Here is a 26,418-nt window from a genome sequence, read left to right on the forward strand (position 1 = left end):
GCCAAAGCACGGATTTTCTTGACCCATCTGCGTGACAAGAGGGGGTGAAATGACGCAGACTGCCCGCAACAGATTGGCAGGGAGAACAGGGATATGGAGGGGGTCCGGCAATGGCGGATGCGCCGGGATGGCAACGCCAGCAAGATTGATCTCAGCGGCACGGCCCCTGCGGACTGGTCTGTGCCTGAGGCGCTGACATGGGTGCATGTCAATTGCGCCCAACCCGGCGCGCGTGAATGGCTCGAGGCGACGGCGCTGGAGCCTTTGGTGCTGCGTGCCCTGCTGGCCCCCGAAACCCGGCCACGCGCAACCGTGCATGGGTCCGGCGTGCTCATCAATCTGCGCGGTGTCAATCTCAACCCCGGGGACGAGGTCGAAGATATGGTGTCCCTGCGGATGTGGGTTACCGAAGGGGTGGTGGTCAGCGTGCAACTGCGCCGTCTGATGGCGGTGAGCGATGTCATGGAGGGGATCGCGAGCAATCAGGGGCCGGATGGGGCGGCGGAACTGGTGGCGCGTCTGGCGCTGCGGCTTGCGGACCGGGCAGAGCCTGTGGTGGCCGGGTTGAATGAAAAGCTGGATTTGCTCGAAGATCAGGTGATCGACAACCTGAGTGTGCTGGACCGGCGCGAACTGGCGGAGGTGCGGCGCATGGCCATTGTGTTGCGGCGACATATGGCACCGCAACGCGATGCGCTCAGCACCTTTGAGATCGAGGACATGCCGTGGATTCGCAGCCATGATCGCAGCCGCTTGCGTGAGGCAACAGAGCGGGTGACGCGGCTGGCCGAGGAACTCGACGCACTCCGCGACCGCGCACAGGTGGTGCATGATCAGATCATGGACGCCCGCGCCGAAACGATGAATCGTCAGATGCTGCTCTTATCCGTGGTGGCCGCAATTTTCCTGCCGCTGGGGCTGATCACCGGGCTGTTGGGGATCAACGTGGGCGGCATTCCCGGCGCGGATGATGCGCGCGCGTTCTGGGCGGTCTGCATCGGGCTGGTGGTGTTGGGGCTGGTCTTGATGACACTATTCTGGCGCATTGGGCTTTTGGGGCGGCGTTAGCCACGGTTCTGTCGTGCCTCTGCCATGGCGGCATCGGTCAGCGGCATGCGCGCGCCCGTGCGGATCACCGCCGGATCATAAGGCTTGCGCGCAAACACCTCTTCGACCAGCGGGGCAAAGAATGCCAGCGGCAGGTCGTCGTAATCGGGATCAAAGCTGGCCTGATCCCAGCGTTCGCAGAACTCGGCGCAATCGTCGAAATAGGCGTGGCCCCGGTGACGCTCGCGCTTGTGCTGGTCAAACCCCTCAAGGTGGTGGCCGTAATACAGCATCTGGAAATCGCCATGGGTGGCCACACACCAAGTGCATTGTTCGCGCAAAAAGGGCTTGAGGATCGTCGCGGCGTATTCGTCATGATTGTAGGGCGCATAGATATCGCCGATGTCGTGCAAGAGTGCCGCGACCACCCAATCGATATCCGCACCGTCGCGCCAAGCCCGCGTGGCCGACTGAACAGAATGCCCCAGCCGGGTGATCTGATAGCCTGACAGGCTCTGATCCAGTTCGACCAGCGCGCTCAGCAGCCGTTTTGCGGTGTGTCGGGTATGGTCAATCTCATGCGCGGTGAGGAATTCGTATTCCTCTTTGGTGCCGTCCTTCATTTGTCTGAAACTGACCGTGTCCATGCCCGCGACTCCGCTTGTGTGGTTACGGTCAGACTGCTGCACTCAGTCACCCCGGTCAAGTTTGGTCGAGAGGTGAATAAGGCTTTCCGAGCCTTTGACGCCTTTTGCCTCGCCAATCCGGTCCAGCGTCTCATCCAGCGCCTCGGTGGTGTTGGCCTCGATCATCACGATCAGATCGAACCGCCCCGAGGTGGTGTGCACCCGGCGCACCTGTGGCAGCGATTTCAACCGTGCCAGCACAGCAGGGCCAGAGCGCGGTTCGATGCTGACAAGGGCGGTGGCGCGCAGGGCAGGTTGGGCTTTGGCGCTCAGCCGCAGCGTGTAACCCGCGATCACGCCAGAGGATTCGAGCCGCTCCAGCCGCGCTTGGACGGTGGTGCGCGCCAGCCCCAGCCGGCGCGCCAATGTGGCCACTGGCAATCGGGCGTTTTCCTGCAAAAGCGTGATCAAGGCGCGATCTGTGTCGTCGGTTTGCATGTAATCCTCATCATTATGACGAAAGTTTACGGCGATTTATACGAAATGACATCTCGAATCGACGAGATTTCGCGGCACACTCAAAGAAAATTCGCAGCAGATTGAGGTTTCCCAATGAAAAACGCCGCCCCTTGGGCCAATCCCCGCGCCCATCTGATGCGTCAGACCCCTGATGCGGCGCTGCTCTATTTTGCGCCGGATCAACTGCATGCTACGGCGCGCGCCTTTCAGGCCGGGTTTCCCGGCCTTGTGACCTATGCGGTCAAGGCCAATCCGGGGGCCGAGGTGCTGGCCAATCTGGTGGCAGCGGGGATCACGGCCTTTGACGTGGCCAGCCCCGAGGAAATGCGCGCCGTGCGCAGCGTTTGTCCGAATGCGGTGCTGCATTACAACAACCCGGTGCGCTCGGTTTCGGAGATTGAGGTTGCCGCTCTGATGGGCGTGCGCTCCTATTCCATCGACTGCCTGCGCGAATTGGACAAGCTGACCGGCCGCGTGGACACTGGTTCTGAAATCACGGTGCGCCTTGCGCTGCCGGTGCGCGGCGCGGCTTATGATTTCGGGGCCAAATTCGGTGTTGGACCGGATCGTGCGGCAGAGTTGCTGCGCGCTGTGGCAGAGCGTGGCTTTACCCCTTCGATGACCTTTCATCCCGGCACCCAATGCGCCGACCCCGCTGCTTGGGGGGCCTATATCGGCGTTGTCGCGGATGTGGCGCGCGCAGCGGGCGTGCGTCTGGCGCGGATCAACGTGGGCGGCGGCTTTGCCGCGCATCGGACCGGACCCACGCCGGACCTGACCGCGATTTTCGACCATATCGGGGCCGAGGTGGCACGGGTCTTTGGGGCGGATGCGCCCGCTCTGGTCTGTGAGCCGGGCCGCGCCATGGTGGCCGAGGCGTTCAGCATGCTGGTGCGCGTCAAGACGTTGCGCGATACAGGCGCGGTGTTCGTCAATGACGGGGTTTATGGCGGGCTGACCGAGATTCGTGACATCGGCGCACCCGACCGGATCACCGTTATGTCCCCTGACGGCATGCCGCGCACCGGCGCACCGCTGCCGCGTGTGGTGTTTGGTCCGACCTGTGACAGCATTGATCGGCTGCCTGATCCTCTGCCCTTGCCCGCAGATCTGGACGAGGGCGATTACCTGCTGATTGCGGGCATGGGGGCCTATACCCGCAGCCTCAGCACCGATTTCAACGGCTATGGCCTGCGCGAGATTGTGACCGTGGCGCAACTGTAACAGCGCGCTCACGCCGAATTTCATGGAATCGTAACGGATTTCTGCGCAAGCTTAAGTCATGGCTCGGACGTGCCCGTAAACCTGCGGATGCTTCTCCGGGCGTCAAAGGCAGGTGTTGCATGTCGTGGCGGGGATGGACCAAGAGCATTTTCGACTGGCTGCGGCCGGGCCCGCGTGAGGGGCATCCGCCCTTTGGCCATCGGCGCGGGCCGGTCAACCATGTTCTGATCCTTGATGGCACCATGTCCAGCCTGACACCGGGGTATGAGACCAACGCCGGTCTGACCTATAAATTGCTGCGCGAGATGTCGGGGGCGTCTCTCTCGGTCTATTATGAGGCGGGAATACAATGGCGCGACTGGCGCGCCACCGGCGATATCATCCTTGGCCGGGGCATCAACCGCCAGATCCGTCGGGCCTATGGCTATCTTTCCAACCGCTACCGTCCCGGTGACCGGATTTTTCTGCTGGGCTATTCGCGCGGCGCCTATGCGGTGCGCTCTCTGGCGGGGGTGATCGACCGTATCGGCCTCTTGCGCGCTGAGGCGGCGACCGAACGCAATGTGCATCAGGCGTTTCGGCATTACCGCTGCACGCCATCGGGCCGCGCGGCACAGGCCTTTGCCCGTGCCAATTGTCATGCCGATACCCATGTCGAGATGATCGGCGTCTGGGATACGGTCAAGGCGCTTGGCTTGCGCGTCCCCATTCTCTGGCGGTTCCGTGTTGATGCGCATGGCTTTCACAATCACCATCTGGGGCGGACCACCCGGCACGGGTATCATGCGCTGGCGCTGGATGAGACCCGCAATGCCTATACGCCCGTGCTCTGGGAATGCCCGCCGGAATTTGATGGTCATGTCGAACAGGTCTGGTTCCGGGGGTGTCATTCCGATGTGGGCGGGCAGCTTTGCGGTGTCGATGCGGCCCGCCCCCTCGCCAATATCCCGCTCGTGTGGATGCTTGAGCGGATAGAGGGCTGCGGGCTGCCCTTGCCCGAGGGATGGCGCGCGCGCTTTCCGCAGGATGTGAATGCACCCTCGGTGGGCACATGGGCGGGTTGGGGTAAGATCCTTGTGCTGCGTCGCGCCCGTGTGGTGGGGCGTGACCGCTCAGAGCGGCTGCACGACAGCGTGGGCGTGGCGGTGCGGCGCGGCTGGCGTGGTCCGCGTCTGACCGGGGGGCTCAAGCAACAGGGCGGGATATGACCCGCACCCGCCCGGATCACTGTTTCGGCTTGCCTACGCCCGTGGGCGTGCCGGTCTCTTCCAGTTGGGACAAGAGCATGGTTTGCAACTCTTCCTCCAACGCGCGGGCGCGGGTGATATAGGCCTCGTTCTCGACCGTCGGCTTGTCCGGGTCCCAGAGCGCCGCCAGTTCACGCACTGAATGGCGGTCGTGATGGTAAAAGGTTTTTTCCAGTTCCGCCGCCTCGAACTCTGTCAAACCCATGTTTTCCAACACATAGCGTCCCGCCCGCAATGAGCTGTCAAAAAGCTCTCGCACGATGTCATTGGCCCCCGCCTGATAGAGCCGGAAGACATGCGTGCGATCATAGGCGCGGGCAATGATATGCAGGTCGGGCCGCTCGCGCCGGGCAAAACTCACTAGCTGCACCGTGGCATCAGGATTGTCCAGCGCTGCCACCAGTATCCGCGCCTGTCCCAGCCCTGCCGCGTGCAAGAGGTCAGGCCGCGTCGGGTCGCCAAAGAAACCCTTGACCCCAAACCGGCGCATCCGCTGGATCGCAAGCAGGTCATGATCCAGAACCACGGTTTCAAACCCGCTTGAGCGCACCAGCCGGTTGACCACCTGCCCAAACCGCCCGATCCCCGCGATGATCACTGGCCCGGTCTGGTCGATGGTGTCCGCTTCGGGGGTCTCGGCACTGTCCCGCAAGCGCCGTGACAGGATGTCGTAGAGGATGAATAACAGCGGCGTGATCAGCATGGTAAGGGCGATCACCAGCAAGATCACCTCGCTCAGCGCGATGGGCAGCACATGCTGCTGCACGGAAAATCCGACAAGGACAAAACCAAACTCGCCCGCCTGTGCCAGCGACAGGGTAAAGAGCCACAGATCGCGCCCGCGCAGGGCAAAGAGCCGACCAAGGATATAGAGCACCGCCCCCTTGGTCAGGATCACCACGACGGCCAGACCGACAATAAGCACGGGCGCGCCAAACAGCACGGTGAAATTGATCCCCGCCCCCACGGTGATAAAGAAGAGACCCAAGAGCAGCCCCTTGAACGGCGCCAGATCGCTTTCCAGTTCGTGACGGAATTCGCTGTTGGCCAGAACCACCCCGGCCAGAAATGCGCCCAGAGCGGGCGAGAGCCCCACCAGCATCATCAAAAAGGAAATGCCGACCACGATCAAAAGGGCGATGGCTGTGTACATTTCACGCAGGCGGGCGGAATGGATGAACCGGAATACAGGCCGGGTCAGATAAATGCCGGTCAGGATGATCGCCGCCACCGCCGCAATCGTTACCAGCGTCGCCCCCCATCCGGGCAAGGAGGCGATAAAGCTCTGCGCTGCCTGATGCGGGGCGCTGGTGTCACCATGCTCCAAAGGTTCGGTGCCGCGCGACAGAATCTCGCCCATGATCATATCCGGCGTCTTGGGCAGGGCAAGCAGGGGTAAAAAGGCCAGCATCGGAATGACCGCGATATCCTGCGTCAACAGCACCGAGAACGCCGAGCGTCCGCCGCCTGTCTGCATCAACCCCTTTTCCGACAGGGTTTGCAGCACGATGGCGGTTGACGAGAGCGCAAAGATCAGCCCCACCGCCAAGGCCACGCTCCACCCCAGCCCCAAGAGGTGCATGCCTGCCCACATCACCGCCAGCGTTGTCAGGGTGATCTGCAATCCGCCAAGGCCCAACAGCCGGTGGCGCATATCCCAGAGCGCGCGCGGCTCAAGCTCGAGCCCGATGAGAAACAGCATCATGACCACGCCGAACTCGGCGACATGCTGCAACTCGGCGGTCTCGTGCCCCCCCACCAGACCAAAAACCGGGCCGATCAAGATACCCGCCGCCAGATAGCCCAGCACAGAGCCAAACCCCAGACGCGCCGCCAGCGGCACCGCGATCACAGTGGCTGCAAGATAGATCGTGGCCTGAAAAAGAAACCCTTCCATCAGCCGCGCGCAACGTGGTTCTGTGACATGGCGTTACCCTTTGGGCATGCGCAGCACTACATCACGGCCGCGTTTGTTGTAGCGCAATTCGGTGTCGCCAATCGCAGACACCCGCCCACCATCCAGCTTGTCGCCGATCTGCACCTTTTGGTAGCGGCCATTCGCCAGACGCACCAGCGCGCGGCGGCTCTGCGGGCCACCATAGACGCCGATCAGGTTGACGTTGCGCAGGTTGATGGCATTGACGTCTGTCGCAGAGCGGGCAACAGAGGCCGTGGTGGGAATGTTGGGGGTCGCGCGCGCGGCGGCGGTTTGCACCTCGGGTTCGTCATCCTCGCCCGGGGTGGCCTGATCCCGCGCGGGGGCGCGCGCGGCACGTTCCAGAACCTGCGGCCGCAGCTTGGGCTTGATCGAACTGGCCACGGCCTGCGGCAGGCTGTCTGTGCCGTCCACCGCCCCCCGATTGGCCTCGATCAATGCCGCAGCAAGCGAGGCGGAGCTGACATCGGCAGGCATCACTTCGGGGGCGTCGGGCTGGGCGGTGGCGGCCTCAATAACCGATTGAGGGCGCGTGCGCGGACGCAGCGCCGCCAGCTCTGAGCGTGTAAGACCCGACAGTGCGCCGCGTTCTTGCTGCTCGATCAGGTTCTCGGGCCGGGTGCGTGGCCGGATACCGCCAAGCCGTGCAGCTTCGGCCGCGGTTTCGGCGCTCTGTTCCAGACCGGGAACGGGCAGGGCCCGCACCGGGGTTTCGGGCGGGCGCAGGGGCGGCGGACCTGCGCGCACCAGCACACCGTCCGGTGTCAGAGCGCCCTCTGGTGTCGCCTGCACAAGCCCGCGCGCATCAAGTGTGAATTCGGTGCCCGGCGGGGCCGGAGAGGCGGGCGTTTCGGGGCGCTGGTCCCGCCCGACATCCGGGTGCGGCGGAAGCGCCACCGCATCCTGAAAGTTCACCGCCTCATCGATTGAGGTCAGATAAAACTCTCCCTGATCGGTCGACTCGGCCTGCGCGGGCGGTTCGGGGGCCATCTGCCAGATGCCGGTCGCGGCATAGCGGGTCAGCGCCTGCTCTGGCGTTAACTCTTCCGGCAGGGCCGGGGCCACAACGATGGCGTCGGTCTCTGGGGTATCCGGCTCTGCGATAGGGTCTGCTGCGGTCTCGAGCGGCGCAGGCGGCGTCAGGACCTCCTCAGGCGCGCTCGTGGTCTCGGTTGTCGCCTCGGTCTGGGTGACCTCATCCGGCTTCAGATCGAAGGCTGGCGTTACTGCAACCTGCGGCTCTGAGCCTTTCAAAAGACCGGACAGCCCGTCTTGGCTAAAGATCGTGGACCACGCCGCGACCCCGATCAGAAAGAGCAGCAAGAGCGCGGTCAGGATCAGCCCCAGAAAGCGCGGCTTGCCGCGCGTCTCGGGCTGGCTGCGTGCGCCAAAAATTGTCATGCGCTGCGCCTCATCGGCGGGCGTTGCAAGGGCGATTGCAGGCGCGGCTGCCGCTGTCTCGCGCCGCGACAACAGACCGGACAAACCCGGTGATTTCTCGGCCTTGGGCGCAAGGCTGGCAGCAGCCAAGTCTGTCAGGGCCGGGTTCGCCCCCCCGGTCAAGAGCGGGGTGGCACCCGGTCTCGGCACGTCCGGGGCCGGATCGGTATCCGGCAACGGTAGGGACCGCGCCGCGCCCGAGAGCTTGGGCGCACCCTCGACCGGGGCTGTACGCTCGGCGCGGATGCTGGAAAACGACAAGGCGGGCAATTCAGGTTCAGCCTTTGGGGCTGGGGGCACGGGCTTGGGCGCTGTCTCGGATTTTGGCGCGTCGGGTTTGGCGACTTGCGGTTCTGCGGGGGGTGTCACTTCGGGCAGTCGCGCGCTGCCGATGATGCGCACCGGCGCGTCATCGCGGTCCACGCCCTTGGCCTGCGCCGCAGATCCAAAGAACGGCTCGCCCGCAAAGTGATCCGACCGTGGCCGCGCGACAAAGCTGACCGGGTTGAACCGATGCTCAAGCGCAAACGCCTCAGCCTCGTTCAATGTCTCGCTGGCGACGGCGGCGATATAAAGACGGCCCTTGTCCACGCTCCAGTCATAGACCAGATCGTTGATGTGATAGGGCGTGGCCCCCTCCAGCGCCTCGGCTGCGGTCTGGTCGTAATCCCCCTCATGCGCGCTCGCGGCGGGCAGGTTGAGGTATTTGATCTGCTCGTCGGGGATGATCAGTTTGGTCGCAAGCCCCGAAGGGTCAAGACGCGCCGCCTTTGCGCGCAGCGCCGCCAATTCGCCTGTCAGATCGGCCGCATCAATCGCCACCTCGCCAACCAAATGCCATCCCGCGCTGCCCGCGCGGTGCAAAAGGCCAATGCCTTCAAAGGACAGGGACAAGGCGAAATTCGGTTTCATAAGTAACGCTTTAACACTGGTCCAGCGTCAGCGGGAGTCTTTGCTATCATCCTCACCATTTTACAGCAGCTTCGCGCCGAGGCCAACCATCAGACCGGCCCCGGCGCCATCGCGTGTCAGGCAGTAGCCTTGGCCAACGCCTGATCCAGATCAGCAATGATGTCCTTGGCATCCTCGATCCCGATCGAGATTCGCACCACATTGGGCGCGGCCCCGGCGGCGGTTTGTTGCTCTGGCGTCAACTGCCGGTGGGTGGTCGAGGCCGAATGGATGATCAGCGAACGGGTATCGCCCAGATTGGCCACATGGCTGAAAAGATTGAGATTATCCACCAGCTTGAGGCAGGCGTCATAGCCGCCCTTGAGCGCCACGGTGAACAACCCGCCCGCCCCCTTGGGACAGATCCGCGCCACCCGGTCATGCCAAGGCGAGGATTTGAGGCCTGCATAGGTCACCGCCTCAACCGCCGGATGACCTTCCAGCCAGCTTGCCACCTTTTCCGCGTTCTCAACATGCCGCGCCATGCGCAAGGACAGGGTTTCGATCCCCATCAGCGTGTAATGCGCCGCCTGCGGATTGAGCGTCATGCCCAGATCGCGCAGCCCGATGGCAATGCCGTGAAAGGTGAAGGCCAGCGGGCCAAAGGTCTCGTGGAACTTCAGCCCGTGATAGGCGGGTTCGGGGGCCGAGAGCGAGGGGAACTTGTCCGAGGCCGACCAGTCGAAATTCCCCGAGTCCACCACAACGCCGCCGGTGACCGTGCCATTCCCTGTCAGGAACTTGGTCATCGAGTGCACCACCAGCGTCGCGCCATGCTCGATGGGGCGGCAGAGATAGGGCGTGGCCGAGGTGTTATCGACGATAAGCGGCAGGCCCGCCTTGTCTGCAACCGCCGCAATCGCATCAAGATCGGCGATGTGACCCCCCGGATTGGCGATGGATTCGCAAAAGATCGCGCGCGTATTGTCATCAATCGCGGCATTGATCGCGTCGGCGTCGTCGATATCGACAAACTTGGCCGACCAGCCAAAGCGTTTGATGGTCTGGCTGAACTGCGTGATTGACCCGCCATAAAGCCGGGTAGAGACCACCACATTCAGCCCCGGACCCATCAGCGGGAACAGCGCCATGATCTGCGCCGCATGCCCCGACGAACAGCACACCGCACCTGCGCCGCCCTCCAGCGTCGCCACCCGCTCTTGCAGCGCGGCCACGGTCGGGTTGGTCAGGCGCGAATAGATGTACCCCACCTCTTGCAGGTTAAACAGGGCGGCGGCGTGATCGGCATCGCGAAACACATAGGCCGTGGTCTGGTAAATCGGCACCTGCCGTGCGCCGGTGGCCGGATCGGGGCGCGCGCCCGCATGAACTTGCAACGTATCAAAGCCATAGGTCATTTATCTGTCCTTCCGCGTCATAAATCTTGCAAACCCGGTTAAGGCATCGCTAGGTGCCATGCAACGGGCATGAGGAGTAAGTTATGGCACATCCCTTTCATCTGGCAATCAATGTCACCGATCTTGATGCCGCGCGTGGCTTTTATGGGGCCCTTCTGGGCGGGGTCGAGGGGCGCTCGACCCAGACTTGGGTGGATTTCGATTTCTTTGGCCACCAACTCAGCCTGCACCTTGGCACGCCCTTCGCCACGCAGGCCACTGGCAAGGTCGGCGATCACATGGTGCCGATGCCGCATTTCGGTGTGGTGCTGCCACTCGAAACATGGCGCAGCGTGGCCGAGCGCCTGACGTCGGCGGGGGTCGTTTTCGTGATCCCGCCTTCGGTGCGCTTTGAGGGAGAACCCGGAGAGCAGTGGACTATGTTCTTTCGCGACCCCTCGGGCAATCCGGTCGAGGTCAAGGGATTTGCCAATATGGACGCGGTCTTCGCGGCCTGAAGCAATGCCAAGACATTGGGACGCGGGCGCTGCGCGCCTTTAGTCCGCGCTGTGGGAAATGGGTCGAATGGCCGCTCTAGGCCAATCATGCAGCTCTCAGGAGCCGCGCGCCTAAACCACCTCTGGCCGCATCACGATGCAGGTGGTTGACCCCGTGGCATAGAGCCGCCCATCCGCCACGCCGCGTAATTCGCCCCGGGCGACGGCGGTCGAACGTCCCTTGTGCTCTAGCGTGCCGATGGCGTGAACCGGCGTATCCAAGGGCAGGGCACGGGTGATATTCACCTTGTATTCCAACGTGGTATAGGTCTCGCCGCGCTCCAGTGCCGTCATCACAGCGCAGCCCATGCAACTGTCAAGAATTGCGCCATACCAGCCACCATGCAGGCCGCGCATCGGGTTGGTGGCGTCAAATTGGGGCCGTCCCTCAAACACCACATGACCGCGCGTGGCTTCGATGGGTACAAAACCCAGCGTCACACCAATCGGCGGCGCGGGCAGGCGGCCTGCAATCAGGTCTTCGATGAACGCCAACCCGGACCGCGCAAGAATTGCCTGCAAATCTGGCAATTCCTCCAGCGATGTGGCGTGTTTTATCGGCATGTCGGCCCCTCCTGTCCCTACTCCTCACAGGGTAGGCGGGGCCGACGCGGGCGGCAAGTGCTCAGGCGACGTTGCGCAGGGCCACATTGGGTGTCACACCCAATGCATGACAGACATCGCGGGTCAGTTCGGGACGGTTCAGCGTGTAGAAATGCAGATCCTCAGCCCCGCCTTCAATTAGATCGCTGCATAGCTCTGTCGCCAGCGCGGTTGCCAGCAGGTCCTGACGGTTGTCGCGGATTGCTTTGTCAAACGCCTCATCCAGCCATGCCGGGATCTGCGTGCCGCAAGAGGCCGCGAATTTGCGCGCGCCAACCCAGTTTTCAATCGGCAGGACGCCCGGAATGATCGGCGCGTTGATACCGGCCGCGGCACAGGCGTCACGGAAGCGAAAGAAGGTCTCAGCCTCAAAAAAGAACTGCGTGATCGCCTCGGATGCGCCCGCGTCAATCTTGCGCTTGAGCCAGTCGATATCGGCCTTTTGATCCGCGGCCTCGGGGTGCTTCTCAGGGTATGCGCCGACACGGATGGTGAACTTCCCGGTATCCGCCAGCGCCGAGATCAGCTCGCAGCTGTTGGCAAAGCCTTCGGGGTGGGGAACAAACCCGTTCGATCCCTTGGGCGGGTCGCCCCGCAGCGCCACGATCTCGGACACGCCAGCGGCAGCGAACTGTTCGGCAATCTCAAGTGTCTCGGCGCGGCTGGCATCAACACAGGTCAGATGCGCCGCCACGTTGAGGCCGCTGGCCTTGTGCAGCGTGCCCACCGCCTCGCGGGTCAATTCGCGGGTGGTGCCACCTGCGCCATAGGTCACAGACACAAAGCGCGGATCAAGCGGGGACAGCGTGTTGACCGTGTCCCAAAGGCGAAAAGAGGCTTCCAGCGTTTTGGGTGGAAAGAATTCGAACGAGATACGTGGTGTTTTCATCTGGGAGCATCCTGTTGAGGAGTGAAATCTGTTGACCCACTTGTTGCAGGTGCAGCAATGTGAGACAACTTCATTAAATTCATGGTTTGAATGAGGTTCGCTAATATATGCACATTGAGTTTCGGCACCTGAAAACCATCCGCGCCATTCATCAGGCGGGCGGTTTGGCCCGCGCGGCGGACCTGCTGCACATCACCCAATCTGCCCTCAGCCATCAGATCAAGGGGCTGGAGGATCAGGCGGGCGTCGAGCTTTTTGTGAGGCGGTCCAAGCCTTTGCGCCTCTCGGCCGCAGGTCAACGCCTGCTCCGGCTGGCTGAGCGGATTCTGCCGGAAATCGAGGCGCTTGAGGCCGAATTCGAAGGGCTGCGCGAAGGCAGCGCCGGGCGGCTTCATATTGCCATCGAATGCCACGCCTGTTTCGAATGGCTCTTTCCGGTGCTGGAGCGGTTTCGCAAGACCTGGGGTGAAGTTGATGTCGATATCCGCCCCGGCCTCGCCTTTGACGCGCTGCCCGCCCTGCAAAAGGAAGAGGTGGATCTTGTGGTCTCGTCGGATCCCGAAGACCTGCCCGGCATCAGCTTCAAGCCGCTGTTTGATTACGAGCCGGTGTTCGTCGCCTCAAGCCAGCATCCGCTGGCGCAGAAACCCTATGTCGAGGCGGCGGATTTCCGCGACGAGGTGCTGATCACCTATCCGGTGGACCGCTCGCGGCTGGATGTCTTTACCGAATTGCTGACCCCGGCCAAGGTCGAACCCAAGAGCATCCGGCAGGTGGAACTGACGGCGGTGATCCTGCTCTTGGTGGCGTCCAATCGCGGCGTGGCGGTGCTGCCCGATTGGGTGGTGCGCGAGGTCAAGACCAGCTCGGATTATGTGACCCGCCCCCTGACTGCCAAGGGCAAGACCAAGCGCCTCTATGCTGCGATCCGTGATGAGGATGCTGACAAACCCTATATGGCGCATCTGCTGAAACTGGCGCGGGAAATCCCGGTGCGCCTGCAACGCGGCGAGAGTCCGACGGCCTGAATCACCGGATGATTGCCCCGTCGCCCCAATTCAAAGGGCCGGGTTCCTCTCAGCCATTGGCGCAGGGCACACGGCGCGTGGCGGCGGGATCAATGTCCAACCGCCCAAGGGCAATATCTGCGCCCGAAACCGCGCCTGATCCCTCTCATTCATTTTGGTGATCCCTTGTCCCACCCCTTTGCATTTTACCTGCTCTGCCTATCTGGTATAGTTACCCCGATCCACAGGAGCATAGCCCATGGCGCATACAAGACGAAAGCTGGCCGAACTTGATCCGGTTTGGGCGCAAATCGCCCAAGAGGCTAAGACCGCAATCGCAGATGAGCCGCTGTTGGGCGGGCTCATCCATTCCAGTGTTTTGCACCACGACACCTTCGAATCGGCATTGGCCTATCGCATCTCGCTCAAGCTCACCTCGAACGAGATGCCCGAGCAGATCCTGCGCGAGATCTGCGACAAGGCGCTCGCCTCTGATTCCGAAATCGGTCTCGCGGCGCGCGCCGATATCGTTGCGGTTAATGAACGTGATCCGGCCTGCGATCGGTTTTTGCTGCCGCTGCTGTTTTTCAAAGGGTTTCAGGCGATTCAGGCTTACCGCATTGCGCATTGGCTCTGGACCACGGGCCGCCGCGATCTCGCGCGCTTTTTCCAGATGCGCGCGTCAGAGGTGTTCGGCGTCGATATTCACCCCGCCGCACGGATCGGCAAGGGCATCATGATCGACCATGCCCATTCCATAGTGATCGGTGAAACCGCCGTAGTGGGCGACAATGTCTCCATGCTGCATTCCGTCACCTTGGGCGGCACCGGCAAGGAAGAAGAGGACCGTCATCCCAAGATCGGCAATGGTGTTCTGATCGGGGCCGGGGCCAAGGTGCTGGGCAATATCCGCGTGGGCAACTGCTCGCGCATTGCGGCAGGTTCTGTCGTGCTGCAAGAGGTGCCGCCCTGCAAAACGGTCGCCGGTGTGCCCGCTAGAATCGTGGGCGAGGCGGGTTGTGATCAGCCCTCGGTCAAGATGGATCAGCTTTTGGGTGTGCGGGGCACTGACGACGACGCGAGCGACTGACGATCATGCACGGCCTCTGGCTGTGGCTGGCGCCGGTGGTGCTCCTGAGCCTGTCCAACATCTTCATGACTTTCGCGTGGTATGGGCATCTCAGGTTTCCCCATGCCGCGCTGTGGCTTGTGGTGCTGATCAGCTGGGGTATCGCGCTTATCGAATACATGCTCGCAGTGCCCGCCAATCGGCTAGGGCACCGGGTTTATTCGGCGGCTGAACTCAAGACCATGCAAGAGGTGATCACGCTGGTGATCTTTGCTGGTTTTTCCGTGCTCTACCTGAAAGAGCCGATCACTTGGAATCACGCCGTCGGGTTTTCATTGATCGCGGCCGGGGCGTTTGTGATTTTTCGCGCACCGCTCTGAGGGGCTCAGGGCCTGAAGATGACGCAGGCCCCAAGCGCCTAGGCGCGGCTCATCTTTCTGGGCCAGGCTCAGCAAAAGGCCAGCCCTCGACCCCGACCCCGACCAAGAGGCCGGGGCAGGGGCCTTGTCGCGCTCAGGCCAGCATGACCATCGGGTTTTCGAGGTTCTCGACGATCTGCGTCAGCAGCTCCGCGCCAAGTGCGCCGTCAATCACCCGGTGATCCACCGACAGCGTCACCGACATGACCGTGGCCACGGTCAATTCGCCATCCTTGCCCACCACCGGCTTTTTCAGGCCTGCACCCACGGCGAGAATCGCGCCATGCGGTGGGTTGATCACCGCGTCGAAATTCTCAATCCCGAACATGCCGAGGTTGGAAATCGCAAACGTGCCGCCCTGATATTCCTGTGGCGCCAGCTTGCGGTCGCGCGCGCGCTTGGCCAGATCCTTCATTTCCGCCGACAGCGCCGAGAGCGATTTCATCTCGGCATCTTTCAGCACCGGTGTAAACAGCCCGCCTTCGATCGCCACAGCCACGGCCACATCCGACGGCTTCAACCGCAGCACCTTGTCCCCGGCCCAAACGGCATTGGCATCCGGCACTGCCTGCAACGCCAGCGCACAGGCCTTGATGATGAAATCGTTGACCGACAGCTTGACGCCACGCGCCTCAAGCTGCTTGTTGAGGTCGGCGCGGAATTTCATCAGCGCATCCAGACGGATTTCGCGGCGCAGATAGAAATGCGGCACGGTTTGTTTGGCCTCGGTCAGACGCGCGGCGATGGTCTTGCGCATCCCGTCGAGCTTGACCTCCTCATACTCGCGGCCCTGATACATGGCCACGACCGCATCCGAGGACGAACCAGCCGGGGCTGCGGCGACCGGGGCCGGGGCCTTGGCGGCGGGCGCCGCTGCTGCGGCCTCTGCGGGCGCAGCCGAGGGTTTTGCTCCTTCCACATCCGCCTTGACGATCCGGCCATACGGGCCAGAGCCGGTGATTTGTGACAGGTCCAGACCCTTGTCCGCCGCGATCCGCCGTGCCAGCGGCGACGCAAAGACCCGGCTGCCATCGCCGGTCGTCGGCGCGGCGGGCGCGGATTTGGCCTCTGCCGCCTTTTGCGGCGCGGCCTCGGTCGTCTTGGTTGACGGGGCTTCGGCGGGCTTGGCCGGGGGGCTGCCGATGTCATCGACGCTCTCGCCCTCGTCCAGCATCACCGCGATTGGGGTGTTGACCTTGACCCCTTCGGTGCCTTCGGCCACGAGGATCTTGCCGACGATGCCCTCATCCACCGCCTCGAATTCCATCGTGGCCTTGTCGGTCTCGATCTCGGCCAAGAGATCGCCCGCAGACACGGTGTCACCCTCCTTGACCAGCCATTTCGCCAATGTGCCCTCTTCCATGGTGGGCGAGAGGGCGGGCATCAGAATTTCGGTTGCCATCTTATGGTCTCCCTCAACGATAGGTCACTTGGCGCACGGCGTCGATCACCTCTTGGGTGGACGTCAAGGCCAGCTTTTCCAGATTGGCGGCATAGGGCATCGGCACATCCTTGCCGGTGCAGTTGATCACCGGCGCATCGAGATAATCGAACGCCCTTTGCATCAGCACCGCCGAAATATGGTTGCCAATCGAGGCCACCGGCCAGCCCTCTTCCACCGTCACGCAACGGTTGGTTTTCATCACGCTCGCAATCACTGTATCCGTATCCATCGGACGCAGGGTGCGCAGGTCGATCACCTCGGCGCTGATCCCGTCCTCGGCCAATTTATCCGCGGCCTCCAGCGCATAGGTCATGCCAATGCCGAAACTGACGATGGTCACATCCGTGCCTTCACGCCAGATCCGGGCCTTGCCAAAGGGAATGGTGAAATCGTCGATCTTGGGCACCTCAAAGGAACGGCCATAGAGGATTTCATTTTCCAAAAACACCACCGGATTCGGGTCACGAATGGCGGTTTTCAACAGACCCTTGGCATCCGCCGCCGAATAGGGCTGTACCACCCGCAAGCCGGGCACCTGTGCATACCATGCGGCATAGTCCTGACTGTGCTGCGCGCCCACGCGCGCCGCCGCACCATTGGTGCCCCGGAATACGATCGGGCTGCCCATCTGGCCGCCGGACATATAAAGCGTCTTGGCGGCAGAGTTGATGATCTGGTCAATCGCCTGCATGGCAAAGTTCCAGGTCATGAATTCCACGATAGGCCGCAGCCCACCCCAAGAGGCACCAACCCCGATTCCGGCAAAGCCATGCTCGGTGATCGGCGTGTCGATCACCCGCTTGGCGCCGAACTCATCCAGCAGGTTCTGGGTGATCTTATAAGCGCCCTGATATTCGGCCACCTCTTCGCCCATGACAAACACCGTGTCATCACGGCGCATTTCCTCTGCCATGGCGGAATTGAGCGCCTCGCGCACCGTCATGGTCTGCATTTCGGTGCCCTCGGGCCAGTCGGGGCTGGTGTTGGCCTTGGGGGCCTCCGGCGCTTTGGCGACCGCAGGGGCGGATTTGGGCGCCTCAGCGGGCTTGTTCTCGGGGGCCTTGGCGGCGGCGGGGGCACTCTGGGCGTCCTCGGCGCTCTCGCCATCCTCCAAGAGCGTGGCGATCGGCGTGTTGACCTTGACGCCTTCGGTGCCCTCGGCAATCAGGATCTTGCCAATCGTGCCCTCATCGACCGCTTCAAACTCCATCGTTGCCTTGTCTGTCTCAATCTCGGCCATGATGTCACCGGCCTTGACGGTGTCGCCTTCCTTGACCAGCCACTTGGCCAGCGTGCCTTCTTCCATGGTGGGCGAGAGGGCGGGCATCAGGATTTCGGTTGCCATTGTCGTCTCTCCTCCTCAGGCGTTCTGCGGCGCCGCATCGGCAATAATATCGGTCCAGAGCTCTTCAAGCGCAGGCTCGGGGCTTTCCTTGGCGAATTCGGCACTGGCGTTCACCACTTCCTTGATCTCCTTGTCGATCGCCTTGAGATCGTCTTCAGAGGCATGGCCACCGGAAATCAGCAATTCGCGCACATGCTCGATGGCGTCTTTTTCCTCGCGCATTTTCTGCACTTCCTCACGGGTGCGGTATTTGGCTGGATCAGACATCGAATGGCCGCGATACCGATAGGTCTTGATCTCTAGAATGTAGGGCCCGGCACCAGAGCGGCAGTGTGCCACGGCCTTGTCGCCGGCTTCCTTGACGGCCAGCACATCCATGCCATCAACCATTTCGCCGGGAATGCCAAAGGCCTGCCCACGCGTGTAGATATCGGGACTGGAGGTCGAGCGTTTCTGCGAGGTGCCCATCGCATACTGGTTGTTCTCGATCACAAAGATCACCGGCAGGCTCCACAGCGCCGCCATGTTGAAGGTCTCATAAACCTGTCCCTGATTGGCCGCGCCATCGCCAAAATAGGTAAAGGTCACCCGGTCATTGCCAAGGTATTTGTCAGCAAAGGCCAGACCCGCACCCAAGGGCACATTCGCCCCCACGATGCCATGCCCGCCATAAAACCGCTTTTCGGTCGAAAACATATGCATTGAGCCGCCCTTGCCGCGGCTGTAGCCACCCTCGCGGCCTGTCAACTCGGCCATAACGCCGTTCGGCTCCATGCCGCAGGCGAGCATGTGGCCGTGATCGCGGTAAGTGGTTATGCGCCGATCACCCTCGTCCGCTGCGGCCTCAAGGCCCACAACCACCGCTTCTTGCCCGATATAGAGGTGGCAGAACCCGCCAATCAGACCCATTCCATAGAGCTGGCCCGCCTTTTCCTCGAATCGCCGGATAAGCAGCATGTCGCGGTAGTATTTTTTGAGATTTTCGGCAGAAACGTTTGATTTCTTAGTGCTTTTTCGGGCAACCATGGGCTGGCGACTCCTTGTTGGCAAAGATAGTTTAGCATTAAACTATCTAATACACCAATCGCGCTTCGGTTGCGAGAGGGAATTTTACCTTGGGGAAGTTGGGGGCATGGCCTAAAGGGGACGGTAGTCTCCCTTGCCCGCGCGGATTATTCCTGCGGCCAGCGACCGCTCAGGGCCAAACCCCTCACGCCTCATCCCCACCCGGCATGCGCCGCGCCAGCGCGCAAAACTGCTCAAGGCTCACGGTTTCGGCCCGGTCGGTGGGTTGAATACCCGCCGCCAACAATCGGTCCTCTATATCCGGGGCTGCCCCCTTGAGCGCGGCGCGCAGCATCTTGCGCCGTTGGTTAAAGGCGCGGGCCACCACGCGCTCCAATATCTTGGGATCGGCAGGATAGCGCGGCGCGGGCAGGGCGGTCAGATGTACCACCGCGCTCGACACCTTGGGCGGCGGGGTAAACGCACCCGGCGGCAAATGCATCACGATGCGCGGGGTCGCGCGCCACTGCGCCAACAGGGCCAGACGACCATAAGCTTTGCCGCCCGGCTGTGCCACGATCCGCTCGGCCACCTCGCGCTGAAACATCAGCGTCAGAGATTGCCAGAACGGCGGCCAGTCCGGCGGGGTCAGCCAGCGAATGAGCAATTCGGTGCCGACATTATAGGGCAGGTTCGATACCACCCGGATTGGCGGCGTCAGATACGCCAATGGGTCGAGCTCCAGCGCATCGGCGTTCAGGACCGTCAAACGCCCCGGCGCGGCCTCGGCGATTTCGGCCAATGCAGGCAAACAGCGGGTGTCTTTCTCGATGGCCAGCACATGCCGCGCGCCCTCCATGAGCAACCCGCGTGTCAACCCACCTGGACCGGGGCCGATTTCCAGCACGTCACAGCCGGTCAGATCCCCGGCCTGCCGGGCGATCTTGGCGGTCAGGTTCAGATCCAACAGAAAATTCTGCCCCAAGGATTTGCGCGCCGAGAGACCATGCGCGGCAATAACCTTGGCCAGCGGCGGGAGACTGTCGAGCGCGCTCATCTGCGGCGTGCCTCGCCCATGAGCTGCGCCATTTTCAACGCCTCGATCAGCGAGGTGGGATTGGCGCGGTCCTGCCCTGCGATGTCCAGCGCGGTACCGTGATCCGGCGACGTGCGGATGAACGGCAGCCCGAGAGTGACATTGACGCCCCGGTCGAAATCAAGCGTCTTGATCGGGATAAGGGCCTGATCGTGATACATGCAAATCGCGGCATCATAGGTGGCCCGCGCGGCGGCGTGAAACATTGTGTCCGCAGACATCGGCCCGCGCAGGTCCAGCCCTTCTGCGCGCAACCGGGCCAGCACCGGTGCAATCACTTCAATCTCTTCGCGCCCCATCTTGCCACCTTCACCCGCATGTGGATTAAGCCCGGCAATAGCCATCCGTGGTGCGCTGAGGCCAAAGTCACGGATCAGGGCAGCCTGAGTGATGCGGAGGGTCTCTTCCAGAAGATCGGGCGTCAGCGCCTGCGGAACCTCCTTGAGCGGAATGTGAATGGTCGTGGGCACGACGCGCAAGCGATCCGAGGCCAGCATCATCACCACGCGGTCAACCCCCGCCAGATGCGCCAGAAACTCGGTATGGCCCGGAAAGACAAACCCCGCCCCATCCTGAAGCGCCTGTTTGTGAATGGGCGCGGTGCAGAGCGCAAGCGCGGCACCAGATTGCACCAGATCCACCCCCCGCGCGATCACGTCGATCACCGATGTCGCATGCGCGGGATTAGGGACGCCGGGGGTTAATGGCCCGTCAAACGCATGCACCAGCACCGGCAGGGCATGAGCCGAGGCGGCGATGGCCGCCGCAGGGTCGGTGATGCAGGCGATGGGTGTGCCCTTGGGCAGATGCGCGGGGTCTCCGATGAAAAAGAACGGCAACCCCCCGCGCAGGCGCTCCCACGCAGCGGCGGCTGTTTCCGGTCCGATGCCTGCCGGTTCCCCACAACTCAGCGCAATCGGCGCGCTCACCGCTCTACGATCCGCGCCTCGGCACGCAACTGTTCGAGATACCCATTGGCAAAGGATTCGATCCGCTGATTGCGAATGAAATTCGACAGATCCTCGACCGTGGGCGCCTCACCATCCAGCTTGGGCGCACGACCACACAGCATGAGGAACACCAGCGTTTGCCCATTGGCACGGGTCACGCTGGTCGTGGATTCGCCGGGATCGAGCTGGGCCAGCGCCACGGCGATATCCTGCGGAATTTCCTCAGGCGCCTTAGAGCCACGCTCCAGCACCTCGGGCGGCTGGCCTTGGGCGACGCCATAGAGATCGTCACAGGTATCGACGGCCGCGCGCACCTGCGCCGCACGCTGCAGCGCAGCCTCGCTGCGTCCGCCGGGAATGTAATAGGCGGCATATTCAATGGCGGAATATTCTGGTGCGGGCACTGAGGTTTCCTCGATGTCACGCATGTAAAACAGCGCCAATGCGCCGTCGATCGGCAGCGGGTCAGACACCTCGCCGGGTGCAAGGCCCAGAACGATCGGGCGCAAACCGGCAGGCAGGTCCGAGAGCGCCACCCAATTCATTCGCCCGCCACGCCCGGCTGAGGGGGCGGCGGAATACTGGCGTGCAGCGGCTGCGAACGCCCCTTCGCTGCCAGATTCGGCGATCGACGACGCCAACGCTTGCTTGGCCTCGGAATCCTCCAACCCGGTGACAGGCAGAATGATTTCCGACAACAGCACCCGCACGGCAGCGCCCCCCGTCAGCGCGCGCGTCGCGCGCTCCAGATCGTCTTCGCTCACCGATACGCGTGAGGCAAAGCGTGCGCGCGTCAACTCCCGCCAAGTGATCCCGGCGCGGACAAATTCCCGAAACGATTGCTGCGACACCCCAGCGCTTTCAAGCGCGGCGATCAGTTGATCGGCGCTCATATTCGCGCGTCCGGCGAATTCCTCCATGCCGGATCGCACCATGTCATCTTCGATCACCAGCCCGGCGGCTTTGGCGGCATCCAGCTTGATGCGTTCTTCAATCAGCTGCTCGCGGGCCAACCGCTGCGCATCGCCCGGTGCACGAAACAGCGTCAGCATGCGCGCGCGCTGTTGAAGCTCATATCCGGTGATGGCCTGATCGTTGACGTGGATCTGTGGCGAAAACAGGTTTTGCGCCTGCGCCATGCCCACCCCTCCGGGCAAACCCCATCCCGTCAGGCCAATCGCGGCAAGGGTAAGGGCGGCAATCGGGTGGCGTAGGATCGGTATCATTCTGGTCAGTTCCTGCATGTCCGGGTAAAGCTCTTGTCACGGGTCGCGGACGAAAACCCCGTAAACCCTACCGTAAAGCCGATGTTGGTTTCCGGTTCAAGGATAGTCGAAGAGGTAAAGCGGCGCGAGACCGAAAGCGTGATGTCAACGCATTCGTTGGAATAGGTCAGCCCGGCACCCGCGCGCACGCTGCGATTCGCCACCGCGTCAAAGCGCCAGTCAGCATGGCCGGTCCAATGTTTGGCAAAGCGGTAGCTGCCGTCAATGGCCCATTCCGACACGTTCGAAGGCCGGTTTTCCGCCGGATCAGCCGATAGCCAGACATAGGTCGCCCCGATGTTCGTATAGTCGTTGCGCCAACTGGCGCGGGCCTCGGCCCGGGTGGTGTCGAATACAGAGTCAAACAGGCTGCGCGCCGTGACGGTCAATCCGGTGGCATTGCGAAACTGCCCGGCGATAAGCAGATCCGAGTTGTGATCGCTCAGACCCGACGACTTGCTGAAAGTGGGGGTAATACCATCGCGCTCGATCAACCGTTCGTTACGCCAGACCTGCCCCAAAGCAAGGCTGCCTTGCCAGCCTGCAGGATCAATCCGCGTCCAGTTGACCCCATAAGCCGCCCGATAGCCGCGTTCGCGCCGGTCCGGCGCATTGAACCGTGACGGGTTAAAGAGATTGCCCTCGTCAAATTCGATCAGCGTCGCCTCATCAAGCGGAACATCGGGATTGGACCCGCCAGCCCATGCCAGTTGCGCCACGGGTTCAACCACATGGGTCACGGCATAGTGGGTTGATTTCAGCAGCGGCCAGCGCACTTCAAACGACAAAGTGGGGGTCAGTTCGGTCGCATCCGCAGCCGAGGTGATCCCGGCCTGAGAAATTTCAAAATGATCGAGGATCAACCCGGTCTGGAAACTGGCCAGCACGCCCAAAGGCAGGGTCCAGCCGCGATACCAGTCAACCCGGCTGGTGAACCGGGTCACATCGCGCCCATCGGCATAGCGGTCCAGCGTGGCAACCGTTGAATCAGAACTGCGATAATGGCTGTGCAGGGCTGCCCCAAACCGCAGCTCGCCGCCAAGACGTGTCGGAAAGAACCGGCGCTCGTATTCGGCATTGCCCGCCACGGTTGGCAAGGTGGTGTTGCTTTCACCCACCCTTAGCGACTGAAACTGAGACAGCGCAATCCGGGCGTATTCGTCGCGCCGGGCGCGTTCGATCGAAATCTCGTTGGTCAGGCGGTCCTTATCCGAGAAATCATGATCCAGAAGAAAGGTGTCGTCGCTGGTCAGCTCGATGTTGAACCGCAGGATGAAATCACGAGGCAGTTCGAACCGCCCCTGGCCAAACAGATAGCCGCGCGTCGGATCGCGGCTGAAATCATCCTCGGCCACGGCCCCGTTGAATTCAATCTCGCCCGTGCGAAAGGCCTGCCGATAACGGAACTCCAGCCGTTTGGAATTGGTCGCAAGGAACGGCGCCAGCGTCAGGTCTCGGCTCTCGCCGATGGGAATGAAATAGGGCACGCGGATGCCGGTGCCCAAGAGCGACGAATTCACCAGCGACGGGGTCAGAAATCCTCGGGCGCGGTCCAGTGTGGCATCGGGCAGGCGCAGGCGCGGCAGGTAGAGCACGGTCGTATTCAGAATGCGGAATTGCGCATTGTCGAAATAAAGTTGCCGCGCTTGCTCGTCATGGATCACCCGCTGCGCCCGAATCTGCCAGAGCGGGGGACGCCCGGTATCACAGACCCGGCAAGAGGTGACAGCCGCCTTGTAAAGCTGGTTAAAGCGGGCATCGGTGCGGCGCATCTCGACCGCCGCAAGTTGCAATTGGTCCTGCATGACGACCCGCGCACTGCGCAGGATGCCATTGGTCAGGTCGCGGTCCAGTTCGGCGCTCTGCGCCACGACCACGGTGCCCTCGCCATCCGTAAGGGTCAGTGGCCCGCTGATCACCAAATGTTCGGTGGCGCGGTCGTAGGTGATTTCCCGCGCTTTCAGGCGCCGGCCCTGATACAACGCCTCGACATTGCCCGAGGCGATCAGTCGGTTGTCTGCAGTGACCCGCACATCGTCGGCCACCAGCACCGCGGTGTCGCCGGTGCTGTCCTGCGCGCCAAGCGGCGTCGCCACCAGCAGCAGCAATCCTAAAATGAGGCGCAGGTGCCGTATCATCCGTCCTCCAGATGCAAAAGAATGCCAAGACCGATAAAGAGCGAGGCCAAGGGCGGCGCCCAAGCTGCCAGCAGGATCGGAATCTGGCCATTTTCCCCAAGGATATGCGCGAAATTTCGAATGTAATGCAGGCCAAACCCCAAGAGCACCGCCGTCAACACCGACAGCCCGACATTTGCCCCGCGCGTGTGCTGCATGGTGAACGCGGCCGAGATCAGCACGAGAGCCACCAAAAAGACCGGCTGCGCCAATTCGCTCTGAAACCAGACGGTGTAGCGACGAGCAGAAAATCCTGCCTCTTCCAATTGACCAATGAACCGTGGCAATTCCCAGATCGGCACATATTCAGGGCTGCCGAAACCATCGAGAATGCGGTCTTGTGTCAGATCCGAGGGAACCCGCATCACCGCCTCTTCGCGCGCCGAGGCCTCCGGGTTGACCTCTTGGGCAAGCTCCCAGATCTTGGCTTCGGTCAGCACCCAAGCGCCCGCCTCAAGCTGTGCCGTGCTGGCGCTGATGCGGCGCAACGGCTGGCCGTTTTGCGCAAAGTCGTAAAAGCTGGGCGCATAAAGCGTGCCCAGATCAGAGCTGGCACGGGCGGCATAAATCACCGTCTGGCCCGTCGCCCCGCCCTGACGCAGCCACAACCCCTCCGAGGCGATCGCCAGATCCGATGACGCCCCGCCGGAATAACTGTTGACCAGATCGTGATGGCGTTTTGACGTGGCCGCCACCAGCGGGTTGCCCACCGCAAGCCCCAAAAGACCGATGCCCAAAGCCACCGCCGCCGGTGCCAGAAGCCCGCGCACCGCAGAGCGTCCCGATGCCCGCAGCACCACCAGTTCCGATGTCCGCGCCAGCCGTAAAAAAAGCGCGACCGAGGCGAGGATCATCACCAGCGGAATGATCTCGTAATAGGCTTCCGGCAGTTTCAACAGCACAATACCCAGCACCTGACCGAACGCCAGTTCGGGAAAATTCTCCAACTCGTCCACCAGATCAATCAGTCCCAGCATCACCACAAGCGTGACGGTGACCCCGAAGAAATTCATGAAAAACCGGCGTCCGAAATATCGCTCGAGAATCATGCCTGCACCTCTGCCGCACGGCGTCCACGCCCGGTCAGCCGCCGCCAGACGCCCGGATGGCTGGCGATTGACAGCAGCAGGCCCGAAAGACCCAACCCAAGCAGCACCGGCAGATAAAGAAGCGGCCAGAGCGCACCATTGACAAGTACCGGGCCCACCACAATGCCCTCGACGATCTTGATCCCTACCAGCAGACCAAAGGCCAAGAGCACCTGACGCCAGACGCCAAAGCGGCTGTGGGCGCCCACCAAAAGGGTGCAGAACCCCACCAGCGCCGCAATCACACAAAGCAGCGCCGCGGTGATGCGGCCATGGGTCTGTGACATGACGATGCCATAGCTTGTGCCGGTGCGCGCCGCCACAGCCTCGGGGTCGCGCAGCATCTCGAGCGTGTTGGCAAAGGCCACCTCATCGAGATTAACCACATCGCGGCTGATAAGGCTGCTGATATCATAGGAAAAATCATCGAAATAGGTTGTGAACAGCCGGTTCTGATCGGCGCGGATATTCTGCGCCAACCCAGAGACCATCACCAACCGCGTGCCACCGCCCTCTTGCACCAGATAGGCACGCGACGAGGTATAGGTGATCGGCGCTTGGGGGGTGCGACGGTCCGACAGGAACACGTCGCGCAATTCCCCCGAGAGGGTGATTTCGCGAATATAAAAGGTAACGCCGGGAGCAGGGTGCAGGAATTCTCCTTCGCTCAGCAGCTTGGCCGTAATATTGCGTGATACCTCATCCTGACGCAGCCGCAATTGGCTCAGGCTGTTGGGAATGAGAAAATGCGCCAGCAGAGACATCATCACAGCAACCATCACACCAAAAACCAAAACCGGACGGACGAGGCGCAGCGGCGAATAGCCGGTGGCCTGCATCACGGTCAGCTCGCTTTCGCTGGACAGGCGATTGACCACATAGACAGTGGCCGCAAAGGCCGCAATCGGCAACACAACACCAATCACCCCCGGCAGGGTCAGTGCCGTGAACTCCACAAAAACCCAAGCGGGCTGGCCATCCCCGATCAGCCGGTCAAACATCCGCACGGCCTTGTTGATCCAAAAGATCGACACCAGAACGAGCGAAAAAAAACCGAACAGAACCATGAATTGCGACAGCATGTATCTGTCGAATCTGGTCACTTATATCCCCCGTGGCAGCAGTATTGTCGGGCAACCTAGCCGAATTGATTGCGGGGGAAAACTGCTAACTGGTC

General features: G+C 62.2%; 23 protein-coding genes. 7 read left to right on the forward strand and 16 right to left on the reverse strand.

Translation table 11 applies throughout. The features are described 5' to 3' along the window. Positions 1–93 precede the first annotated feature (93 nt). Complete coding sequence (locus ACN0SW_RS13130) at positions 94–1,068, forward strand: zinc transporter ZntB (RefSeq protein WP_417728385.1); 975 nt, start codon at positions 94–96, stop codon at positions 1,066–1,068. Here the strand turns inward: ACN0SW_RS13130 and ACN0SW_RS13135 are convergent. Both ACN0SW_RS13135 and ACN0SW_RS13140 read right to left on the reverse strand, forming a co-directional pair. Then, positions 1,065–1,694, reverse strand: coding sequence for an HD domain-containing protein (locus tag ACN0SW_RS13135; RefSeq protein WP_417728386.1), 630 nt, complete (start codon positions 1,692–1,694; stop codon positions 1,065–1,067). The two genes, ACN0SW_RS13130 and ACN0SW_RS13135, sit on opposite strands and share 4 nt — an antisense overlap. 42 nt (positions 1,695–1,736) lie before the next feature. Next, entirely contained in the window at positions 1,737–2,171 is a 435-nt protein-coding gene (locus tag ACN0SW_RS13140) for an Lrp/AsnC family transcriptional regulator (protein WP_417728387.1), read from the reverse strand. Between the two features lie 114 nt (positions 2,172–2,285). Between ACN0SW_RS13140 and ACN0SW_RS13145 the strand changes: the two genes are divergently transcribed. Both ACN0SW_RS13145 and ACN0SW_RS13150 read left to right on the forward strand, forming a co-directional pair. Then, positions 2,286–3,416 carry a type III PLP-dependent enzyme gene (locus ACN0SW_RS13145; protein ID WP_417728388.1) on the forward strand — a complete coding sequence of 377 codons (1,131 nt, stop codon included), beginning with the start codon at positions 2,286–2,288 and terminating at the stop codon, positions 3,414–3,416. Positions 3,417–3,535: 119 nt separating this feature from the next. Then, the gene (locus ACN0SW_RS13150; RefSeq protein ID WP_417728389.1) at positions 3,536–4,624 is read left to right on the forward strand and encodes a DUF2235 domain-containing protein; all 1,089 of its coding nucleotides are present in this window, start codon (positions 3,536–3,538) and stop codon (positions 4,622–4,624) included. A gap of 16 nt (positions 4,625–4,640) precedes the next feature. On the opposite strand, the gene ACN0SW_RS13155 is transcribed toward ACN0SW_RS13150, so the two are convergent. From ACN0SW_RS13155 to ACN0SW_RS13165, 3 genes are all read right to left on the reverse strand, one after another. After that, positions 4,641–6,560, reverse strand: a complete 1,920-nt coding sequence (locus ACN0SW_RS13155) for a monovalent cation:proton antiporter-2 (CPA2) family protein (protein ID WP_417728390.1) — start codon at positions 6,558–6,560, stop codon at positions 4,641–4,643. 33 nt (positions 6,561–6,593) lie between these two features. Then, positions 6,594–8,951, reverse strand: coding sequence for a hypothetical protein (locus ACN0SW_RS13160; protein WP_417728391.1), 2,358 nt, complete (start codon positions 8,949–8,951; stop codon positions 6,594–6,596). A 116-nt stretch (positions 8,952–9,067) separates the two neighbouring features. Continuing rightward, the gene (locus ACN0SW_RS13165; RefSeq protein ID WP_417728392.1) at positions 9,068–10,348 is read right to left on the reverse strand and encodes an O-acetylhomoserine aminocarboxypropyltransferase/cysteine synthase family protein; all 1,281 of its coding nucleotides are present in this window, start codon (positions 10,346–10,348) and stop codon (positions 9,068–9,070) included. 83 nt (positions 10,349–10,431) lie between these two features. On the opposite strand from ACN0SW_RS13165, the gene ACN0SW_RS13170 reads away from it, so the two are divergent. Continuing rightward, positions 10,432–10,845 carry a VOC family protein gene (locus ACN0SW_RS13170; RefSeq protein ID WP_417728393.1) on the forward strand — a complete coding sequence of 138 codons (414 nt, stop codon included), beginning with the start codon at positions 10,432–10,434 and terminating at the stop codon, positions 10,843–10,845. A 111-nt stretch (positions 10,846–10,956) separates the two neighbouring features. Here ACN0SW_RS13170 and ACN0SW_RS13175 read toward each other — a convergent pair whose 3' ends face one another. Both ACN0SW_RS13175 and metF read right to left on the reverse strand, forming a co-directional pair. Then, positions 10,957–11,448, reverse strand: coding sequence for a PaaI family thioesterase (locus ACN0SW_RS13175; RefSeq protein WP_417728394.1), 492 nt, complete (start codon positions 11,446–11,448; stop codon positions 10,957–10,959). Between the two features lie 61 nt (positions 11,449–11,509). Then, a complete protein-coding gene (gene metF / locus ACN0SW_RS13180) occupies positions 11,510–12,376 on the reverse strand; it encodes a methylenetetrahydrofolate reductase [NAD(P)H] (protein ID WP_417728395.1) in 867 nt (288 codons plus the stop codon). 107 nt (positions 12,377–12,483) lie between these two features. On the opposite strand from metF, the gene ACN0SW_RS13185 reads away from it, so the two are divergent. The 3 genes from ACN0SW_RS13185 (at position 12,484) to ACN0SW_RS13195 (ending at position 14,832) form a co-directional block, all read left to right on the forward strand. Further along, entirely contained in the window at positions 12,484–13,404 is a 921-nt protein-coding gene (locus tag ACN0SW_RS13185) for a LysR substrate-binding domain-containing protein (RefSeq protein ID WP_417728396.1), read from the forward strand. 238 nt (positions 13,405–13,642) lie between these two features. After that, on the forward strand, positions 13,643–14,473 hold the full coding sequence (cysE, locus tag ACN0SW_RS13190; protein ID WP_417728397.1) for a serine O-acetyltransferase: 831 nt from the start codon (positions 13,643–13,645) through the stop codon (positions 14,471–14,473). Between the two features lie 5 nt (positions 14,474–14,478). Further along, entirely contained in the window at positions 14,479–14,832 is a 354-nt protein-coding gene (locus ACN0SW_RS13195; protein ID WP_417728398.1) for a DMT family protein, read from the forward strand. Positions 14,833–14,965: 133 nt separating this feature from the next. Here ACN0SW_RS13195 and ACN0SW_RS13200 read toward each other — a convergent pair whose 3' ends face one another. From ACN0SW_RS13200 to ACN0SW_RS13240, 9 genes are all read right to left on the reverse strand, one after another. Continuing rightward, complete coding sequence (locus tag ACN0SW_RS13200) at positions 14,966–16,273, reverse strand: pyruvate dehydrogenase complex dihydrolipoamide acetyltransferase (protein ID WP_417728399.1); 1,308 nt, start codon at positions 16,271–16,273, stop codon at positions 14,966–14,968. Positions 16,274–16,286: 13 nt separating this feature from the next. Next, a complete protein-coding gene (locus ACN0SW_RS13205; RefSeq protein ID WP_417728400.1) occupies positions 16,287–17,660 on the reverse strand; it encodes a pyruvate dehydrogenase complex E1 component subunit beta in 1,374 nt (457 codons plus the stop codon). Positions 17,661–17,675: 15 nt separating this feature from the next. Beyond that, positions 17,676–18,686 (reverse strand): pyruvate dehydrogenase (acetyl-transferring) E1 component subunit alpha, encoded by a 1,011-nt coding sequence (pdhA, locus tag ACN0SW_RS13210; protein ID WP_417728401.1) that lies wholly within the window; start codon positions 18,684–18,686, stop codon positions 17,676–17,678. Between the two features lie 184 nt (positions 18,687–18,870). Then, entirely contained in the window at positions 18,871–19,722 is an 852-nt protein-coding gene (rsmA, locus tag ACN0SW_RS13215) for a 16S rRNA (adenine(1518)-N(6)/adenine(1519)-N(6))-dimethyltransferase RsmA (protein WP_417728402.1), read from the reverse strand. Next, a complete protein-coding gene (gene pdxA / locus ACN0SW_RS13220; RefSeq protein WP_417728403.1) occupies positions 19,719–20,690 on the reverse strand; it encodes a 4-hydroxythreonine-4-phosphate dehydrogenase PdxA in 972 nt (323 codons plus the stop codon). Before pdxA ends, rsmA begins: the two co-directional genes overlap by 4 nt. Then, positions 20,687–21,937 (reverse strand): peptidylprolyl isomerase, encoded by a 1,251-nt coding sequence (locus tag ACN0SW_RS13225; protein ID WP_417728404.1) that lies wholly within the window; start codon positions 21,935–21,937, stop codon positions 20,687–20,689. The genes pdxA and ACN0SW_RS13225 overlap by 4 nt, the downstream gene beginning before the upstream one ends. Before the next feature lie 5 nt (positions 21,938–21,942). Further along, positions 21,943–24,114, reverse strand: a complete 2,172-nt coding sequence (locus ACN0SW_RS13230; RefSeq protein ID WP_417728405.1) for an LPS-assembly protein LptD — start codon at positions 24,112–24,114, stop codon at positions 21,943–21,945. After that, positions 24,111–25,202 carry an LPS export ABC transporter permease LptG gene (gene lptG, locus ACN0SW_RS13235; protein ID WP_417728406.1) on the reverse strand — a complete coding sequence of 364 codons (1,092 nt, stop codon included), beginning with the start codon at positions 25,200–25,202 and terminating at the stop codon, positions 24,111–24,113. The genes ACN0SW_RS13230 and lptG overlap by 4 nt, the downstream gene beginning before the upstream one ends. Then, positions 25,199–26,323 carry an LptF/LptG family permease gene (locus tag ACN0SW_RS13240; RefSeq protein ID WP_417728434.1) on the reverse strand — a complete coding sequence of 375 codons (1,125 nt, stop codon included), beginning with the start codon at positions 26,321–26,323 and terminating at the stop codon, positions 25,199–25,201. Before ACN0SW_RS13240 ends, lptG begins: the two co-directional genes overlap by 4 nt. Positions 26,324–26,418: the final 95 nt, after the last annotated feature.

This window comes from Roseovarius sp., assembly GCF_048262375.1.
Classification (GTDB): Bacteria; Pseudomonadota; Alphaproteobacteria; order Rhodobacterales; family Rhodobacteraceae; genus Roseovarius.